Raw genomic sequence first — 17,571 nt, forward strand, 5'->3', positions numbered from 1 at the left:
CTTGCGTGCGATTTTAGGACCAGGACCGGATGACCGAGACGAAGACCCCCGGCGACAAGACACTGAGCGTCTCGAAGACGCTGACTCTGAAGCGCCCCTCCGAGCAGGGCTTGGTGCGCCAGAGCTTCAGCCACGGGCGCACCAAGGCCGTGGTGGTGGAGAAGGTGAAGCGGCGATCGAGCCCCGGCGAGACCGGTGGCGGCACGGCGCCGTCGGCCCCGGCGAAGCCCGGTCCATCAACGACGCCGCTGTCGACCAAGCCGCGCGTCGGCGGTCCGCCCGCCAGTCCGTCAGCCGGAACGCGGCCGTCGGGCGTGGTGCTGCGCACCCTCACCGAGGACGAGCGCGACGCCCGCACCCAGGCGCTGCAGGAAGCCCGCATCCGCGAGGCCGAGGAACGCCGCGCCGCCGTGGAAGAGGCGCGCCGCCGGGTCGAGCGCGAGGCCAAGGAGCGCGTCGAGCGCGAGGCCGCCGAAGCCCGCAAGCGCGAGGAAGATGCGCGCCGCGTCGCTGAGGAGGAGGCCCGCCGCAAGGCCGAGCAGGAAGCCCGCAAGCGTTTCGGCGAGGAAGAGGCCGCGCGCCGCACCGCCGCGGCCGCTGCGCCATCCGGCCAAGCGGCATCCTCGCCCCAGCAGACCCCAGGTTCGCAGCGCCCGTCCTACCGGTCGGGCGGCGGAACGGGCGCGCCGCGTCCCGCCGGCTCTGGTGCCGGTGGACCCCGCCCCGGCCCCGGTGGTGCGCCCGCGATCGCGCGTCCCGGCGGCGTCCCGGCCGGACGGCCGGGGGGCGGTGAAGAAGAGGAAGCCCGCAAGGTTCGCCGTCCCGGCGGCGGTGGCCCGGCCAAGCCGGCCATCCCGCCCAAGGCGCCCAAGGCCACGCCCGGCGAGGAGAAGCGCCGCGGGCGCCTGACCGTGGTCACGGCCTATCAGGAGGGCGAGCAGCGCGAACGCTCGGTGGCGGCCTTCCGCCGCCGCGTCCAGCGCATGACCGGCCACCGCCAGAGCGAAACCAAGGAGAAGATCTCGCGCGAAGTCATCATTCCCGAGACCATCACCATCGCCGACTTGGCCAACCGCATGTCAGAGCGTGCGGTCGACGTCATCAGGATGCTGATGCGCCAGGGCCAGATGGTGAAGATCAACGACGTCATCGATGCCGACACCGCGCAGCTGATCGCCGAGGAACTCGGCCACACGGTCAAGCGCGTCGCCGAGGCCGACGTCGAGGAGGGCCTGTTCGACGCGCCGGACGATCCGGACGCGCTGGAGTCGCGGCCGCCGGTGGTCACCATCATGGGCCACGTCGACCACGGCAAGACCTCGCTGCTCGACGCCATCCGCCACGCCAATGTGGTGGCGGGCGAGGCGGGCGGCATCACCCAGCATATCGGCGCCTATCAGGTGACCTCGCCGTCCGGCGGCAAGGTCACCTTCATCGACACGCCCGGCCACGCCGCCTTCACGGCGATGCGCGCCCGCGGCGCCAAGGTGACGGACGTGGTGGTGCTGGTGGTGGCGGCCGATGACGGCGTGATGCCGCAGACCATCGAAGCCATCAACCACGCCAAGGCGGCCAAGGTGCCGCTCATCGTGGCGATCAACAAGATCGACAAGCCCGACGCCAAGCCCGAGCGGGTGCGTACCGAGCTGCTGCAGCACTCCATCGTTGTCGAATCGATGGGTGGCGACACGCTTGAGGTCGAGGTGTCGGCCAAGCAGAAGATCAATCTCGACAAGCTGCTCGAGGCGATCAACCTGCAGGCCGAGGTGCTCGACCTCAAGGCCAACCCCGAACGTGCCGCCGAAGGCACGGTGATCGAGGCCAAGCTCGACCGCGGCCGCGGCCCGGTGGCAACCGTGCTGGTGCAGCGCGGCACGCTGCGGGTGGGCGACATCGTGGTCGCCGGCGCCGAATGGGGCCGCGTGCGGGCCCTGGTCACCGACACCGGAACGCAGGTCGAGACCGCGGGTCCCTCCTTCCCGGTCGAGGTGCTGGGCTTCAACGGCACGCCGGAGGCCGGCGACCGGCTGGCGGTGGTCGAGAACGAGGCGCGCGCCCGCGAAGTCGCGGACTATCGCTCGCGCCAGCGCCGCGACAAGGCGGCGGCCAAGGTCACCGGCCGCGGCTCGCTCGCGGAGATGATGAAGGAGCTCAAGGCCGGCGCCGGACGCAAGGAGTTCACGCTGCTGGTCAAGGCCGACGTGCAGGGTTCGCTCGAAGCCATCGTCGGCTCGCTCGACAAGCTCGGCACCGACGAGGTGATGGCGCGCGTCGTCCATTCGGGCGTCGGCGGCATCTCGGAGTCGGACGTCACGCTGGCGGCCGCCTCGGGTGCGGCGATCATCGGCTTCAACGTGCGCGCCCACAAGGAAGCGCGCGAGGCGGCCGAGCGCGCCGGCATCGAGATCCGCTACTACAACATCATCTACGACCTCGTGGATGACGTGAAGCAGGCGATGAGCGGCCTCCTGCCGCCGACCGTGCGCGAGATCATGCTCGGCAACGCACTGGTGCTGGAGGTGTTCAACATCACCAAGGTCGGCAAGATCGCCGGCTGCCGCGTCACCGACGGCACCGTCGAGCGCGGCGCCCACGTCCGGCTGATCCGCGACAATGTCGTCATCCATGAAGGCAAGCTCAGCCAGCTCAAGCGCTTCAAGGACGACGCCAAGGAGGTGCTCGCCGGCCAGGAATGCGGCATGTCCTTCGAGAACTACCAGGACATGCGTGCCGGCGACGTGATCGAGTGCTACCGCGTCGAGACGGTGAAGCGCTCGCTGTGACGCTGATCTGATCCCCGTTCTGCGCCGCCCGGGCCACTGGCCCGGGCGCCCGAACCGCGACGGCCCGGCCGTGCGCGGCCAAAGGCATCCCCATGGCCATGTCCCGAAACCGCCCCGACAGCGCCCAAGCCGGTCCGTCCCAGCGCCAGCTCCGGGTGGCCGAACTGGTGCGCCACGCCATCGCCGACATCCTGGCGCGCGGCGAGATCGCCGACCCGGTGATCTCCGGCCACCTGATCACCGTGCCGGAAGTGCGCATGTCGCCCGACATGCGCCTCGCCACGATCTATGTCGTCGCCCTCGGCGGCAAGGACGAGACGGCGGTGCTCAAGGCGCTGGAAGCCCACCACAAGTTCATCCGCACCGAGATCGCCCACCGCGTCAATCTGCGCTACGCCCCCGACATCCGCTTCCGCCGCGACGACCGGTTCGAGGAGGCCGAGCGCATCGACCGCCTGCTGCGCTCGCCGGAAGTGGCGCGCGATCTCGACCCTTCCGAAACGACGGACGATTCCGACGAGGAGACCAGGTCTTGAACGCTCCGCGCCGCATCAAACGCGATGTCGATGGCTGGCTCATCCTCGACAAGCCGGTCGGCATGACGTCGACGCACGCCGTGTCGATCGTCAAGCGCGCCTTCCAGGCCAAGAAGGCCGGCCATGCCGGCACGCTCGATCCGCTCGCCTCCGGCGTGCTGCCGATCGCGCTGGGCGAGGCCACCAAGACGGTGCCGATGGTGATGGACGGCCGCAAGGCCTACCGCTTCACCGTGCGCTGGGGCATCGAGACCGATACCGACGACGCCGAGGGCCGCGCCATCGCCACCTCCGACGTCCGCCCCGACCCGGCGGCGGTCAAGGCGCTGCTGCCGCGCTTCACCGGCGAGATCGCCCAGGTGCCGCCGCGCTTCTCGGCGATCAAGATCGACGGCGAGCGCGCCTACGACCTCGCCCGCGAGGGCGAGGAGGTGGTGCTGGCGGCGCGCCCGGTGATCATCGACAGCCTGGAGCTGGTGTCGGTGCCCAACGGCGACCATGCCGAGTTCGAGGCGGTCTGCGGGAAGGGCACCTATGTGCGCGCGCTCGCCCGCGACATCGGCCGGGCGCTCGGCACCCATGGCCATGTGGTGGCGCTGCGGCGCATGTCGGTCGGCCCGTTCCAGGCCGAGACGGCGGTGCAGGTCGCGCCGTTGGAGGCGCTGTTCGACGCCGAGCCCGAGGCGCGGCTCGCCGCCCAGACGGCGCTGCTTCAGCCGGTCGCCTCGGCGCTGACCCAGCTCGTCTGCATCCCGGTGAGCCACAATGACGCGGCGCGGCTGCACCGCGGCCAGCCGGTGCTGCTGCGCGGGCGCGACGCACCGGTGATGGCGGGCCTCGTCTACGTCACCGCCGGCGGCAATCTGGTGGCGCTGGCCGACGTCGAGCAGGGCGAGCTGGTGCCCAAACGGGTGTTCAAGCTCGCCGGCGCGCGCACGTGATCCCAACGACCCCAACGCTGACGCGTGGGGCCGGAGGTCTGACGCGGGCTCCCGGTGATTTGCCGCACTGTCGCGAAGATGTTATACGCGCCCCTTCGGGTTGGCCTGCAGAGGCACGACACGGCTGGACGACATCCCGGCCGCTGCCGCCCGGGCGGAGGACGCCTCTCATAAGCGCGTCCGCTGCAATTGTTTTCCCTGAAGATAGAAAGGACTGCCCGATGTCGATCACGGCCGAGCGCAAGGCTCAGCTCATCAAGGACTACGCCACCAAGCCGGGCGATACCGGCTCGCCCGAGGTTCAGGTCGCGGTGCTCACCGAGCGCATCGTCAACCTGACCGAGCACTTCAAGATCCACGGCAAGGACAACCATTCCCGCCGCGGCTTGTTGAAAATGGTGTCGCAGCGCCGCTCGCTGCTCGATTACGTCAAGGCCAAGGACGAGCAGCGCTATCGCTCGCTGATCGAACGGCTCGGCATCCGCCGCTGAGGCGGCGCCGTTCCGGCCCGCACCGGGCCGGGCGCCCGACCGGAGGCCGCGCACGCTACGCGGTCGCCGCAGGCGGAGGGCAATGGGGCCCTCCCGGTGGATGAAGTCCGGCAGGCCGCCATTGCGGGCCGGGCGCGTTTCATCCGCGACTTCAAATGGAGTGGGCAGGCCGTCCGGGCACACCGCAAGGTGTGCGTGCCCGGGAAAGGCACTGCCAGGAAATTCACCCGTGACGAAAGCCATCGGCAGGATCGCCGGATGCTGTGGTGCGCAGGAGTTTTTGCTCCGCGACACAGCCTCTCGCCGTCTTGCTCGTGGCTTTCGCGCGGCCTCAAGTCATGGAGACAGACCGAATGTTCGAAATCCATCGTGAAGAGCTGATCTGGGCCGGCCGCAAGCTGACGCTCGAGACCGGCAAGATGGCCCGCCAGGCCGACGGCGCCGTCGTCGTCACCTATGGCGAGACCAAGGTGCTCGCCACCGTGGTGTCGATGAAGGAGCCCAAGCCCGGCGTCGACTTCTTCCCGCTCACCGTCAATTATCAGGAGAAGTTCTACGCCGCGGGCCGCATCCCCGGCGGCTTCTTCAAGCGCGAAGGCCGCCCGACCGAGCGCGAGACGCTGATCTCCCGCCTGATCGACCGGCCGATCCGCCCGCTGTTCCCGGACGGCTACCGCAACGACACCCAGGTGATCCTGACCACGCTGTCGCACGACCTGGAGACCGATCCCGACATCCCGGCGATGATCGGCGCCTCGGCGGCGCTGACGATCTCGGGCATTCCGTTCATGGGGCCGGTCGGCGGCGCCCGCGTCGGCTACATCAATGGCGAGTTCGTGCTCAACCCGCAGCTCGACGAGATGAGCGAGTCCAAGCTCGAACTGATCGTCGCCGGCACCGCCGACGCCGTGCTGATGGTGGAATCGGAAGCCAAGGAACTGCCCGAGGACGTCATGCTCGGCGCGGTGATGTTCGGCCACAAGCACTTCCAGCCGGTGATCGACGCCATCATCCGCCTCGCCGAGAAGGCGGCCAAGGAGCCGCGCGAGCTGACGGTGTCGGATTCCACCGAGCTTGAGAACGCCATCCTCGGCCTGGTCGAGGGCGACCTGCGCGAGGCCTACCGCACCCCGGCCAAGCAGGAGCGCCACGACAAGGTCGACGCCGCCCGCGCCAAGGTGGTGGCGGCGCTGCTGCCGGAGGGCGGCGAGGCGCGCTGGACCGCCTCGCAGGTCAAGGAGGCGTTCAAGACGGTCGAAGCCAAGATCGTGCGCTGGAACATCCTCGACACCGGCATCCGCATCGACGGCCGCGACGTGAAGACGGTGCGCCCGATCGTCGCCGAGGCCGGCGTGCTGCCGCGCGCCCACGGCTCGGCGCTGTTCACCCGCGGCGAAACCCAGGCGCTGGTGATCGCCACGCTCGGCACCGGCGAGGACGAGCAGTTCGTCGACGCGCTGGAGGGAACCTACAAGGAGCCCTTCATGCTGCATTACAACTTCCCGCCATTCTCGGTCGGCGAGACCGGCCGCATGGGCGGGCCCGGCCGCCGCGAGATCGGCCACGGCAAGCTGGCCTGGCGCGCCATCCACCCGATGCTGCCGCCGCACCACGAGTTCCCCTACACCCTGCGGGTGGTGTCGGAGATCCTGGAGTCGAACGGCTCCTCCTCGATGGCCACCGTGTGCGGCACCTCGCTCGCGCTGATGGACGCCGGCGTGCCGCTGCGCCGGCCCACCGCCGGCATCGCCATGGGCCTGATCCTGGAGGGCGAGCGCTTCGCGGTGCTCACCGACATCCTGGGCGACGAGGACCACCTCGGCGACATGGACTTCAAGGTGGCGGGCACGTCCGAGGGCGTCACCTCGCTGCAGATGGACATCAAGATCGCCGGCATCACCGAGGAGATCATGCGGGTCGCCCTCGGCCAGGCCAAGGACGGCCGCCTGCACATCCTCGACGAGATGTCCAAGGCGCTGACCACGGCGCGCGCCGAGCTCGGCGAGCACGCTCCGCGCATCGAGGTGATGCACATCCCGGTCGACAAGATCCGCGAGGTGATCGGCTCGGGCGGCAAGGTCATCCGCGAGATCGTCGAGAAGACCGGCGCCAAGATCGACATCCAGGACGACGGCACGGTCAAGGTCGCCTCGGCCAATGGCGAGTCGATCCGCGCGGCGATGAACTGGATCAAGTCGATCGCCTCGGAGCCGGAACTCGGCGTGATCTATGACGGCACGGTGGTGAAGACCACCGACTTCGGCGCCTTCGTGAACTTCTTCGGCTCGCGCGACGGCCTCGTCCACATCAGCCAGCTCGCGCCCAAGCGGGTGCAGAAGGTCACCGACGTCGTCAAGGAAGGCGACAAGGTCAAGGTGAAGCTCTTGGGCTTCGACGAGCGCGGCAAGGTGCGCCTGTCGATGAAGGTGGTCGACCAGGAGACCGGCGAGGACATCGAGGCCAAGATCAAGGCCGAGGCCGAAGCCCAGGCGCAGGGCGAGGCCGGCGCGGCGGAGTGATCCGGTTTCCGGCCGATCCCTTCGGGATACCGGAACCGGTCTCGCCGAAGAATCCTTGAACCGATGGGGATTTTTCGGCGATCGGACTGCGAGGCTCCGGCCTGATCGGCCGGATTTCGCAGGCGCCCGCGCCCAAAGGTGTGAAGATCGAAAGGGCGGCCGCAGGGCCGCCCTTTTTCGTTGGTCCGGTGATGATCCATCGGCGCGAGGCTTGTCGGCCGCGTCGCGAAACGCTACCTCCGCAGCGTCGAGGTCCGCTCATGATCCGTTTCCTGATCCGTCTTGCCGGATTCCTGCTGCTCGCCGGGGGGTTCGCCTCGCTGGTCATCGACGGCACCCGCTCGATCGCCGTCTCGGCGGTCACCGTCACCCGTGCCGGCGACGCCTGGTACGCGCTGTCGCCCGCCACGCTCAACCTCGTGCAGGCCGCCACCGAGCGCTATGCCGCGCCCTGGCTGTGGGACCCGGTGCTGGTGAGCGTGCTGTTCGTGCCGGTGTTCGCGCTCCTTGGCGGCCTCGGCTTCCTGCTGCTGGTGATCGGCCGCCAACCCGCCACCCCGATCGGCTGGTCGTCGCGCGACTGAGCCGGCGGACGCCCGCTCGCCGGCAGCCGCGCCTCGTCCCCTCGCGATTTGTTGACCGCTGCCGTGATCGCAGCCCGGCGGGCGCGCGCCCATATCGTGTGGGCGCGACGCGAACGCTGGGCGGGCAGGCCTGCGTTTGGCGGCGCGCTCGCCGGAAATCGCCCCCCCAATGCGGATTTCCGGTGACAGTCGGATCCGGGAGACCCAACACTGGTCTCCCGGATCCCGTGTCGGGAGGAACTGACGATGTTTCCCTTCAAGATCGCCTCCGCCTTGCCGGGCGCGCACGAGGCCTTGCCCGGCCGTCTCGTCCCGATCGACACCGCCGAGCGCCACGCCGTCTCCGGCCGGCCGCTGAAGGGGCCCTATCCGCCGGGCTCGGAGACCGCGGTGTTCGGGCTGGGCTGCTTCTGGGGCGCCGAGCGCAAGTTCTGGCAGATCCCCGGCGTGTGGGTGACCGCGGCCGGCTATGCCGGCGGCCACACGCCCAACCCAACCTATCGCGAGGTCTGCACCGGCCGCACCGGCCACGCCGAGGTGGTGCTGGTGGTGTTCGACCCTGCGCGCGTGTCCTACGCCACCCTGCTCAAGACCTTCTTCGAGGCGCACGACCCGACCCAGGGCATGCGCCAGGGCAATGACGTCGGCACCCAGTACCGCTCGCTCATCCAGGTCGCCGACGACGGCCAGCGCGCCCAGGCGGACGCGGCCCAGCGGGCCTATGCGGCGGCGCTGGCACGAAACCGCTTCGGCCCGATCACCACCGAGGTCGGCCCGCGCGGCCCGTTCTATTTCGCGGAGGCCGACCACCAGCAGTATCTCGCCAAGAACCCGGCGGGCTATTGCGGCCTGGGCGGCACCGGCGTGAACTGCCCGGCAGGCGAGGCGGCCGGCGCCGCCTGATCCGGTTCCCGCGCGATCCCTCCCGGATTATTGAAACGGCTTCAAGCTTGCCCTGTGCCGGGCCGCCATGGCATCAATCCAATATGGTTTCCGGCTCAACAGGACGCGGTCTCAGGAAACATACCCGCCGAAGATCCCTGTTCGGAAACGGGATTTTCGACAACCGGACGACAATGCTCCGGCCCCTCGGGCCGGAGTTCGCGTGATGCGACAGGCGGAGGGGCGCGATGCTTGAAAAGCCGATCGAAAAGACGATCTTCCTCAGCCGCTGGCTTATGGTGCCGTTCTATCTCGGCCTGCTGGTCAGCCTCGCGGTGCTGGTCATCACCTTCCTCAAGGAGCTCGGCCACCTTCTCGGCCACGCCTTCGACGCCACCGAGGCCGACATCATTCTGGGCGTGCTGGCGCTGATCGATCTGTCGCTGGCGGCCAATCTGGTGCTGATCGTGGTGTTCTCGGGCTATGAGAACTTCGTCTCCAAGATCGACGCCGCCGGCCATCCGGACTGGCCGGACTGGATGACCAAGGTCGATTTTCCCGGCCTGAAGCAGAAGCTGATGGCCTCGATCGTGGCGATCTCGGCGATCCAGCTTCTCAAGGCGTTCATGCACATCGACACCTCGTCCGCCGGCACCTTCAACAGCGAGGCGCTGATGTGGCTGGTGATCGTGCACATGGTGTTCGTGGTCTCCGGCGTCATCCTGGCCTGGACCGACGCTATCGGCTCGAAGGGCCATGGCGAGGCCGGGGACGCACATTGACCCGCCCGCCGCCGAGAGGATCCTCGACCATGCGGAACCGATCGCTGCTTGCGCTTTTCGTCCTCGCCGCGAGCGTGCCCGCCGCGGCGGCGCAGAGCCCGCGCGAGGCGCTGCGCAGCGCCTGCAGCGCCGACGCTAAGAGCTTCTGCGCCAACGTAACGCCGGGCGGCGGGCGCATCCTGCGCTGCCTGCAGGACAATCGCGACAAGCTTTCCGAAGCCTGCCGCGCCGCCTTGGCGGCGGCGAAACAGGCGAAATAGCGCTTCCCTTCCCACGAGATGCCGACGCGCCGCCATGCCGGATTCCGTCTCATGTCGGCCCAGGCGCGGCCGCACAGCTCAGATTGGCCGACATCTGCATCAGCACCGCCAGGAACTCCCGCGTCTGCGCATCGCTGAGACCGCGACCGGCCAGGCGGTTGACCTCGTGGGCGGCGGCGACGGCGGGCGCCTGCACCGACCAGCCGCGGGCGGTGAGCCGCACCAGGGCGCGGCGGCGGTCGTCCGGGTCGGCGGCGCGGGCGATCAGGCCGTCGCGCTCCATGCGGGAGAGTATCTGCGCCATGGTCGGCTGCTCCACCCGCACGATCCTCACCAGCTCGCTCTGCGCCAGGCCGTCGCGCTCCCACAGCGCCAGCAGCACCGGAAACTGGCCGGTGGTGAGGCCGAGCGGCGCGATGCGCTCGGCGAGCGCGCGCTCGAACAGCCGCGCCGCCAGATTGATCATGTAGCCGCTGGATTCGTAGCGCCAGGGCAGCGGCCGGGCCGGTTCGGCCGGCGGCGGCTGAGCGGTCCCGGCGGGCGCCGGTGCTGGTTCGGGTTTCGCCATCGGGGTTCTCCGGCTGCAACCGGATTGACTTAACATAGGCTCCTATGCAATAAAAGATAGGTTGCTATGCAATTGCCCGCCGCCTGCCGTGCAGGCCCATCCGCCAGGGAGACCGCCATGACCAAGACCGACACCGCCGACGCCACGGTCGAGCTCGACCGCTCCGACATGCCGCCGCTGCTGCGCCTGATTCACCCGCTCGCCGGGGCGGTCGCGCTCCTCACCATCGCCACCTTCTGGATTTCGACCGTCGCGGTCGAGGCGCTGGGCACGCCCACCGACATCGCCCGGCTCAAGGATGCGATTCTGTGGGGCATGCTGGTGCTGGTGCCGGCGATGGCGATTGCCGGCGCCTCCGGCATGCGCCTGGGCCGCACATCGCTGCACCCGCTCGTGGAGGCCAAGCAGAGCCGCATGCCGATCATCGCGCTCAACGGCCTCCTGGTGCTGGTGCCGGCGGCGTTCTTCCTCGCCAATCGCGCCGCGGCGGGCATGTTCGATCAGGTCTTCTACACCGTGCAGGCCATTGAGCTGGCCGCCGGCGCGTTCAATTTCTACCTGCTGGTGCTGGCGATGCGCGACGGCTTCCGGCTGACCGGCCGCTTCGGCTTCCAGCCGGCCGCGCGCTGAGCGTCGCCGTCACTTATGCCAATGGCAGCGAAAGCTGGCCGTTGGCCCCGGTCGCGGACTTTCTCGAAATCTTTGATTTCCCAAAATAAAATCCGCGAGTGTCAACGGCCCCACGCGTCAGCGTTCGGGGCCGTTCGTATTACACCGGCGCCCGCTCGGCGAGCAGGCGGGCCAGCGAGGCCCGCAGCTCCGGAATGCCGGCGCCGGTGCGGCTGGAGGTGACGAGAATCTCCGGATACGCCGCCGGGTGCTTGGCCAGCGCCGCCGTCACCTTGGCGACGGTGTCGGCCAGCGCCGCCGTCTTGGTGTCGTCGGCCTTGGTCAGCACGATCTGGTAGGACACCGCGGCGCGGTCGAGCGTGTCCAGCACCGGGATGTCGGCGTCCTTCAGCCCATGGCGGGCGTCGATCATCACCAGCACGCGGGCGAGGTTCGCCCGTCCGCGCAGGAAATCGTGGATCAGCCCGGTCCAGGCCGCCACCTTCTCCTTGGCCACCGCGGCATAGCCGTAGCCCGGCATGTCGACCAGCGTCAGCGGGCCGCCGGCCGAGAAGAAGATCAGATCCTGCGTGCGCCCCGGCGTGTGCGAGGTGCGCGCCAGCGCGTTCTGCCCGACCAGCGCATTGATCAGGCTGGACTTGCCGACATTGGACCGGCCGGCGAAGGCGATCTCCAGCCCTGCCATGGCGGGCAGCGAGGCGAGCGAACTGGCGGCGGTGGCGAACGCCCAGGGCGCGGCGAACATCCGCCGGCCGGTCTCCATTTCGTCGGGCGCGAACGGCTGGGCGCTGGGCATGGCGGGTCTTCGGTACTCGGTTTCGGGAGAGCAGTCTGCGCAAAACCGATACCGGTCTTGCGAAAGAGAATGCGGCAATTCGGGTTTCCGGCAGATCCCTTCGGGATGCCGGAAACGGATTCGCCGAACCCCCCTTGTTCGATAACGGGATTTTCGTCGGCCGGAGCCGCCGGCGAAGGGGGCCATTCAGCCGAAGTCCCGGCGCGGCGTGCGGCGCCGGCCGGGACCACGGGCAGGGGCAAACGCGGCGCCGCCTCAGCTCGACGCCGGCTTCTTCTTGTTCGGCTCCGGCTTCTTGACCGTCTTCTTGAGGTTGTCCCAGAGCTCGACCTTGACGCCATGCTTGCGCATGATGACGTACTGTTGGGTCACCGACAGGAAGTTGTTCCAGGTCCAGTAGATCACCAGCCCCGCCGGGAAGCTCGCCAGCATGAAGGTGAACAGAACCGGCATCCAGGCGAAGATCATCTGCTGGGTCGGGTCGGGCGGCGGCGGATTCATCTTCATCTGAACCCACATCGTCACGCCCATGATGATCGGCCACGCGCCGAGCATCAGGAAGGACGGCGGCGCCCAGGGAATCAGCCCGAACAGGTTGAAGATGGTGGTGGGATCGGGCGCGGCAAGGTCGTGGATCCAGCCATAGAACGGCGCGTGCCGCATCTCGATGGTGACGAACAGCACCTTGTAGAGCGCGAAGAACACCGGGATCTGGATCAGCACCGGCCAGCAGCCGGCCAGCGGATTGATCTTCTCCTTGCGGTAAAGCTCCAGCATCGCCTGCTGCAGCTTCATCTTGTCGTCGCCGTAGCGCTCCTTGATGGCCACGAGCTGCGGCTGGATCGCCTTCATCTTGGCCAGCGAGGCATAGGACTTGTTGGCCAGCGGGAAGAAGATCAGCTTGATGAACACCGTGACGATGAGGATGGCGAGGCCGAAATTGCCGACCAGCTTGTAGAAGAAGTCCAGCGCATAAAACAGCGGCTTGGTGATGAAGTAGAACCACCCCCAGTCGATCAGCAGCTCGAAGCGCTTGATGCCGAGATTGACCTCGTAGCCGTCGACGACCTGCACCTCCTTGGCGCCGGCGAACAGCCGGCCGACCACCTCGGCGGTGGCGCCGGGCGCGACGGTGACGGCATCCGACAGGAAGTCGGTCTGGTAGGTCTTGAGCGCGCCGAGCTGGCCGGCCGAGAAGCGCGACTGGACCGGGCTCGCCTGATCCGGGATCAGGGTCGCCGCCCAGTACTTGTCGGTGATGCCGAGCCAGCCGCCGGTCGACTTCCAGGTCTTGGGGCCGTCGTCGGTAATGCCGGAATAGCCCACCTCCTGCAGGCCGGCGTCGCCGAACACGCCGATCAGGCCCTCGTGCAGGATGTAGAAGCCGGACACCGGCGGCGTGCCGTGCCGGGAGATCAGGCCGTAATTGTAGAGATTGACCGGCTCGCCGCCGCGGTTCTCGACCTGGTCCGTCACCGTGAACATGTAGCGGTCGTCGACCGCGATCGTGCGGCGGAAGACGAGGCCCTTGCCATTGTCCCAGGTGAGCACCAGCGGCTGGGCCTCGCTCAGCGGCCCCGACGTCTTGGGCGTCCATTCCGTCGTCGGCCCCGGCAGCGGGATCGCGCCGTTCGCCGGGCCGACCCAGCCGAACTCGGCATAGAACGGGTGCTCGGAGCCCGACGGCGACAGCAGCACGATGTTCGGGCTCTTGCGGTCGACCGTCTCGTGAAAATTGAGCAGCGACAGGTCGTCGATGCGTCCGCCGCGCAGATTGACCGATCCCCGCAGGCGGCCGGTCTCGATGGCGACGCGCGGGCTCGCGGCGAGGGCCGCGGCGCGGTCGACCGCCGGGCTGGCGGTGGTGGCCGGCGGCGTGGCGCCCGCGGCGGGCGCCGGCGGCTGGCCGGGCTGGGCGGCCGGCTGCGGCGCGCCTTGGGGGGCGCCTGGAGCGGCCGGTGCGGGCTGGGTCTGGCTGGTCTGGGCCTGCTGGGCGGCCTGGCGCTGCTTGTCCGCCTGCGGCACGCCGACAAAGTACTGCCACACCAGCAGCACGATGAGCGACAGGCCGATGGCCAGGCCCAAATTCTTGTTGTCATCGCTCATCGCGATCATCTCCGGTACGCGCCGGCGCCGCCCGGCCGGATCGACCGCGGCGGTCTGCGGCGTGGACGCGGCTGAGCGTCCGCGAAAACTCTCGGGCAAGCTCCGCGAAGGGAGCGTTGATGGCGTCGCGCCGAGCCACGACGACATAATCGAAGCCCGGGCGGGCGGCGGCGCCCTCCTGGCGCACGATCGCGCGCAGGCGGCGACGGACGCGGTTCCGCTCGACGGCGGTTCCGACCTTCTTGGTAATTGTCAGGCCGAACCGCGGACCGGCGTCATCGCCGCGGTCGCGGCTCTGTAGCACAAAGGCGCCGGCATGGGCACGCGCGCCGCGCTGGGCGGCGATAAAATCGGCGCGTTTCCGCAGGCGGTCCGTCGCTGTCGACATGTGGCCCGTCATACGCGGCCCGTCACGCTTGGCCAGATGCAGGCGAGGCCGGGAACACGCCCCGGCCTCCCGCCCCGCTCAGGCCGACAGGCGCTTGCGGCCCTGCGCCCGGCGCGCCGCAATCACCTTGCGGCCGCCCTTGGTTGCCATGCGCGCGCGAAAGCCGTGGCGGCGCTTGCGCACCAGCTTGCTCGGTTGATAGGTCCGCTTCACGATCGATCTCCGGAAGTTGCGGCGAGAGCCCTCTGCGATCGCATCGAATCGGGCCCTGGATCCTCGGTCAGTCGCGCCCCCGTTGGCTGGCCCCGTGGCGGCCGCTGCGGAAGACGCTGCAAATCCTTGAGTTTGTCGCGTCTTCCGGCGCCGGGCTGGACCCCAGCCTTCGCCGAAAACGCTCCGCCCCCGGGAACCGCTGCTGGCAGGCCAACCGATACCGGCCCGTCAAGCCGTCCCGGCTGCGAGTTGGCGGCGCTTATACTGGCGCCCCGCCTGCGAAGTCAATTGAAGCCGGCCGAGGCCCGGCCGGCTCCGGCGGCGCCGAAGCGCACAGGTGGGTGTTCAGCGCTCCTCGTCGTCCTCGACATCGCCGATGACGTCGGAGAGATCGTCGTCCCCCTCCTCCTCCTCTTCGAGGAAGGTCTCGTCATCGTCGTCGAGGGTCTCGTCCTCGATCTCGATGTCCTCCTCGGAGGTCACGGTCTTGCCCGCATCCTCCTCGGCCTCCTCGAGCGGCACGATTTCGACGTCGCTCGCCTCCTCGGTCTCGGGTTCCTCTTCCGAAGCCGGCGCAACGGCAGCACGCGCCGCCACGCCGCGCGCGCTCAGCCGGCCCGCAACGGGATCGAACATGCTGCGGGGATAACTCTCGCCGGTATAAGGCGAAACGATCGGGTCCTTGTTCAAGTCGTAGAACTTGCGCCCCGTGACAGGGCAGACCCGCTTGGTGCCGAGTTCGTCTTTGGCCACCGCGGACGTTCCTTCGAATAAATGTCTTCGGAGAAACGATGCGGTTAGCGGCGCCGGGCGCCCCCGTCAATACCCTCCCGTGCCCCGGTTGACGGTCCCGGCCGGCCATGTCACAGCCCGCGGCCGAACGAGGCAGGCCACGAGCCCACATAGCATGACACCAGACACCGGCTCCCACGCCGCCACCCGACCCGTCACGGCGCGCCGCTCCGGCCCGCTGCGCGGCCAGATTCGCGCGCCCGGCGACAAGTCGGTGTCGCACCGGGCGCTGATCTTCGGGCTGCTCGCCTGCGGCACCACCGAGATCGCGGGCCTGCTGGAAGGCGCCGACGTCTTGGCCACCGCGCGAGCCTGCGCCGCGCTCGGCGCCAAGGTCGACCGGCTGGGCGAAGGCCGCTGGCGGGTCAAGGGGGTCGGCGTCGGCGCCCTGCTCGCGCCCACCGAGACCCTCGACTTCGGCAATTCCGGCACCGGCGCCCGGCTGATGATGGGCGTGGTCGCCGGCCATCCCGTCACCGCGCGGTTCGACGGCGACGCGTCCTTGCGCAAGCGGCCGATGAAGCGGGTGCTCGATCCGCTCGCCCTGGTCGGCGCCCGCGTCGTCGAATCCGCCGAGGGCGGCCGCCTGCCGCTGGTGCTCGCAGGCGCGCGCGAGCCGCTGCCGGTGACCTATGAGACCCCGGTGCCGTCGGCGCAGGTGAAGTCCGCGGTGCTCCTGGCCGGCCTCGCCGCGCCGGGCGAGACCGTCGTGATCGAGCGCGAGGCGACGCGCGACCACACCGAAGCCATGCTGGCCTATTTCGGCGCCGACGTCCGCGTGGTGCCGGAAGGCGCCCACGGCCGGCGCATCACGCTGGCGGGACGGCCGGAATTGCGCCCCGCCCCGGTGAGGGTGCCCTCCGACCCCTCCTCCGCCGCCTTCCCGCTGGTGGCGGCGCTGCTTCTCAAAGGCTCCAAGCTGGCGATCGACGGCGTGATGGCCAATCCGCTGCGCAACGGGCTCATCGTCACCCTGCGCGAGATGGGCGCCCGCATCGAGGTGCTGGATGCGCGGCGCGAGGGCGGCGAGACCGTCGAGGATCTGGTCGTTCAGTTCTCGGAGCTGACCGGCGTCGAGGTGCCGGCCGCGCGCGCGCCGTCGATGATCGACGAATACCCGATCCTCGCCGTCGCCGCCGCCAATGCCCGCGGCGTCACCCGCATGCGCGGTCTCTCGGAACTCAAGGTCAAGGAGAGCGACCGGCTGGCCGCGGTTGCCGCCATGCTGCGCGCGGCGGGCGTCGACGCCCAGATCGAGGGCGATGATCTCATCGTCGAGGGCAAGGGCCCTGGCGGGGTGGCGGGCGGCGGCACCGTCGTCACCCACATGGACCACCGAATCGCCATGAGCGGGCTTGTGCTGGGGCTGGCCGCCGAGGCCGGCATGACGGTGGACGACGCATCTTTCATCGCCACCTCCTTCCCCGACTTCCTGCCCATGATGGCGGGACTCGGCGCGGAGATCGGCTGATGGCCGCCACCCTGATCATCGCCCTCGACGGCCCGGCCGCCTCCGGCAAGGGCACGCTCGCCAAGAAGATCGCCGGTCAGTTCGGCCTGCCGCATCTCGACACCGGCCTGCTCTACCGCGCCGTCGCCCGCGGCGTGCTCGACCGCGGCGCCGACCCCGGCGACACGGCGGCCGCGGCGGCGGTGGCCGCAGCGCTCGATGTCGCCGCCCTCGACGAGGACCGGCTGCGCGGCGCCGAGATGGGCGAGGCGGCGAGCCGGGTGGCGGCCATTCCGGCGGTGCGGGCGGCGCTGTTCGACCTGCAGCGCGCCTTCGCCGCCCGGCCGGGCGGGGCGGTGCTCGACGGGCGCGACATCGGCACGGTGATCTGCCCCGACGCCACGGTGAAGATCTTCGTCACCGCCACGCCCGAGGTGCGGGCCGAGCGGCGCTACAGGGAGCTTCAGGGCCGCGGCGAGAGCATCGCGTTCGCCGACGTCCTGGCCGACATCCGCCGGCGCGACGCGCGCGATTCCAGCCGCACCGCCGCGCCGCTGGCGGCGGCGGCCGATGCGCACTTGCTCGATACCACCACTTTGGATATAGACGCGGCGTTCCAGACGGCCCTCGGCATCATCGGTCGCAGGTAGCGCGGACGGCGCGGTTCAAGTCCACCGTCGGCCCGGCTTCCTCCGCTCCTGCCACGGCCATCGCGAACAGAACCCTGTCCCGATCGACGTGGTTCACGCGCCGGCCCGCCGGGAGTCTCCGGCGGCTCGTCCGATCCGCATCATGCGGCGGGCGCGCGTCGAACGGGGCGAACCGCAACACGTGACGCCGGCGCCGCCCA

The 17,571-nt window shown here is 69.6% G+C and carries 18 protein-coding genes; 12 read left to right on the top strand and 6 right to left on the bottom strand.

The genetic code is table 11. The features are described 5' to 3' along the window. The first annotated feature begins 29 nt into the window (after positions 1–29). From infB to F1193_RS08220, 9 genes are all read left to right on the top strand, one after another. Entirely contained in the window at positions 30–2,783 is a 2,754-nt protein-coding gene (gene infB, locus F1193_RS08180) for a translation initiation factor IF-2 (protein ID WP_150097194.1), read from the top strand. Between the two features lie 98 nt (positions 2,784–2,881). After that, the gene (gene rbfA / locus F1193_RS08185) at positions 2,882–3,319 is read left to right on the top strand and encodes a 30S ribosome-binding factor RbfA (protein ID WP_150097248.1); all 438 of its coding nucleotides are present in this window, start codon (positions 2,882–2,884) and stop codon (positions 3,317–3,319) included. Further along, a complete protein-coding gene (gene truB / locus F1193_RS08190) occupies positions 3,316–4,260 on the top strand; it encodes a tRNA pseudouridine(55) synthase TruB (protein WP_150097195.1) in 945 nt (314 codons plus the stop codon). The genes rbfA and truB overlap by 4 nt, the downstream gene beginning before the upstream one ends. Before the next feature lie 221 nt (positions 4,261–4,481). Then, positions 4,482–4,751 carry a 30S ribosomal protein S15 gene (gene rpsO, locus F1193_RS08195; protein WP_150097196.1) on the top strand — a complete coding sequence of 90 codons (270 nt, stop codon included), beginning with the start codon at positions 4,482–4,484 and terminating at the stop codon, positions 4,749–4,751. A gap of 353 nt (positions 4,752–5,104) precedes the next feature. Beyond that, complete coding sequence (gene pnp, locus F1193_RS08200; RefSeq protein WP_150097197.1) at positions 5,105–7,270, top strand: polyribonucleotide nucleotidyltransferase; 2,166 nt, start codon at positions 5,105–5,107, stop codon at positions 7,268–7,270. 260 nt (positions 7,271–7,530) lie between these two features. Next, positions 7,531–7,854, top strand: coding sequence for a hypothetical protein (locus F1193_RS08205; RefSeq protein WP_150097198.1), 324 nt, complete (start codon positions 7,531–7,533; stop codon positions 7,852–7,854). Between the two features lie 246 nt (positions 7,855–8,100). After that, complete coding sequence (gene msrA, locus F1193_RS08210) at positions 8,101–8,757, top strand: peptide-methionine (S)-S-oxide reductase MsrA (RefSeq protein WP_150097199.1); 657 nt, start codon at positions 8,101–8,103, stop codon at positions 8,755–8,757. Between the two features lie 227 nt (positions 8,758–8,984). After that, positions 8,985–9,518 (top strand): TIGR00645 family protein, encoded by a 534-nt coding sequence (locus F1193_RS08215; protein WP_150097200.1) that lies wholly within the window; start codon positions 8,985–8,987, stop codon positions 9,516–9,518. Positions 9,519–9,547: 29 nt separating this feature from the next. Then, on the top strand, positions 9,548–9,778 hold the full coding sequence (locus tag F1193_RS08220) for a cysteine rich repeat-containing protein (protein WP_150097201.1): 231 nt from the start codon (positions 9,548–9,550) through the stop codon (positions 9,776–9,778). 49 nt (positions 9,779–9,827) lie between these two features. On the opposite strand, the gene F1193_RS08225 is transcribed toward F1193_RS08220, so the two are convergent. Continuing rightward, on the bottom strand, positions 9,828–10,346 hold the full coding sequence (locus F1193_RS08225) for a MarR family winged helix-turn-helix transcriptional regulator (RefSeq protein ID WP_150097202.1): 519 nt from the start codon (positions 10,344–10,346) through the stop codon (positions 9,828–9,830). A 117-nt stretch (positions 10,347–10,463) separates the two neighbouring features. On the opposite strand from F1193_RS08225, the gene F1193_RS08230 reads away from it, so the two are divergent. Beyond that, a complete protein-coding gene (locus F1193_RS08230; RefSeq protein WP_342781795.1) occupies positions 10,464–10,976 on the top strand; it encodes a hypothetical protein in 513 nt (170 codons plus the stop codon). A 139-nt stretch (positions 10,977–11,115) separates the two neighbouring features. Here the strand turns inward: F1193_RS08230 and yihA are convergent, their stop codons facing one another. From yihA to F1193_RS08255, 5 genes are all read right to left on the bottom strand, one after another. Next, the gene (gene yihA / locus F1193_RS08235) at positions 11,116–11,772 is read right to left on the bottom strand and encodes a ribosome biogenesis GTP-binding protein YihA/YsxC (RefSeq protein ID WP_210247329.1); all 657 of its coding nucleotides are present in this window, start codon (positions 11,770–11,772) and stop codon (positions 11,116–11,118) included. Positions 11,773–12,027: 255 nt separating this feature from the next. Then, positions 12,028–13,878: a membrane protein insertase YidC gene (gene yidC / locus F1193_RS08240; RefSeq protein ID WP_150097203.1), complete on the bottom strand. Its 1,851-nt coding sequence runs from the start codon at positions 13,876–13,878 to the stop codon at positions 12,028–12,030. Further along, positions 13,868–14,266 (bottom strand): ribonuclease P protein component, encoded by a 399-nt coding sequence (gene rnpA, locus F1193_RS08245; protein WP_150097204.1) that lies wholly within the window; start codon positions 14,264–14,266, stop codon positions 13,868–13,870. The genes yidC and rnpA overlap by 11 nt, the downstream gene beginning before the upstream one ends. A gap of 78 nt (positions 14,267–14,344) precedes the next feature. Further along, complete coding sequence (gene rpmH, locus F1193_RS08250) at positions 14,345–14,479, bottom strand: 50S ribosomal protein L34 (protein WP_126401410.1); 135 nt, start codon at positions 14,477–14,479, stop codon at positions 14,345–14,347. A gap of 345 nt (positions 14,480–14,824) precedes the next feature. Next, positions 14,825–15,232, bottom strand: coding sequence for a TIGR02300 family protein (locus F1193_RS08255; protein WP_150097205.1), 408 nt, complete (start codon positions 15,230–15,232; stop codon positions 14,825–14,827). A gap of 154 nt (positions 15,233–15,386) precedes the next feature. On the opposite strand from F1193_RS08255, the gene aroA reads away from it, so the two are divergent. Together aroA and cmk are read left to right on the top strand one after the other, a co-directional pair. Further along, entirely contained in the window at positions 15,387–16,742 is a 1,356-nt protein-coding gene (gene aroA / locus F1193_RS08260) for a 3-phosphoshikimate 1-carboxyvinyltransferase (protein WP_150097206.1), read from the top strand. A gap of 11 nt (positions 16,743–16,753) precedes the next feature. Further along, positions 16,754–17,371, top strand: coding sequence for a (d)CMP kinase (gene cmk / locus F1193_RS08265; protein ID WP_150097251.1), 618 nt, complete (start codon positions 16,754–16,756; stop codon positions 17,369–17,371). Positions 17,372–17,571: the final 200 nt, after the last annotated feature.

Origin of the sequence: Blastochloris sulfoviridis, assembly GCF_008630065.1 — a bacterium.
Lineage (GTDB): Bacteria > Pseudomonadota > Alphaproteobacteria > Rhizobiales > Xanthobacteraceae > Blastochloris > Blastochloris sulfoviridis.

What these genes read in the sequence shown, in the direction of transcription:
- rnpA (WP_150097204.1), bottom strand. Translation starts at nt 14,266, where the DNA reads ATGTCGACAGCGACGGACCGCCTGCGGAAACGCGCCGATTTTATCGCC.
- F1193_RS08205 (WP_150097198.1), top strand. Translation starts at nt 7,531, where the DNA reads ATGATCCGTTTCCTGATCCGTCTTGCCGGATTCCTGCTGCTCGCCGGG.
- F1193_RS08225 (WP_150097202.1), bottom strand. Translation starts at nt 10,346, where the DNA reads ATGGCGAAACCCGAACCAGCACCGGCGCCCGCCGGGACCGCTCAGCCG.
- rpsO (WP_150097196.1), top strand. Translation starts at nt 4,482, where the DNA reads ATGTCGATCACGGCCGAGCGCAAGGCTCAGCTCATCAAGGACTACGCC.
- F1193_RS08220 (WP_150097201.1), top strand. Translation starts at nt 9,548, where the DNA reads ATGCGGAACCGATCGCTGCTTGCGCTTTTCGTCCTCGCCGCGAGCGTG.
- yidC (WP_150097203.1), bottom strand. Translation starts at nt 13,878, where the DNA reads ATGAGCGATGACAACAAGAATTTGGGCCTGGCCATCGGCCTGTCGCTC.
- aroA (WP_150097206.1), top strand. Translation starts at nt 15,387, where the DNA reads ATGACACCAGACACCGGCTCCCACGCCGCCACCCGACCCGTCACGGCG.
- F1193_RS08230 (WP_342781795.1), top strand. Translation starts at nt 10,464, where the DNA reads ATGACCAAGACCGACACCGCCGACGCCACGGTCGAGCTCGACCGCTCC.
- msrA (WP_150097199.1), top strand. Translation starts at nt 8,101, where the DNA reads ATGTTTCCCTTCAAGATCGCCTCCGCCTTGCCGGGCGCGCACGAGGCC.
- rbfA (WP_150097248.1), top strand. Translation starts at nt 2,882, where the DNA reads ATGTCCCGAAACCGCCCCGACAGCGCCCAAGCCGGTCCGTCCCAGCGC.
- infB (WP_150097194.1), top strand. Translation starts at nt 30, where the DNA reads ATGACCGAGACGAAGACCCCCGGCGACAAGACACTGAGCGTCTCGAAG.
- yihA (WP_210247329.1), bottom strand. Translation starts at nt 11,772, where the DNA reads ATGCCCAGCGCCCAGCCGTTCGCGCCCGACGAAATGGAGACCGGCCGG.
- pnp (WP_150097197.1), top strand. Translation starts at nt 5,105, where the DNA reads ATGTTCGAAATCCATCGTGAAGAGCTGATCTGGGCCGGCCGCAAGCTG.
- F1193_RS08215 (WP_150097200.1), top strand. Translation starts at nt 8,985, where the DNA reads ATGCTTGAAAAGCCGATCGAAAAGACGATCTTCCTCAGCCGCTGGCTT.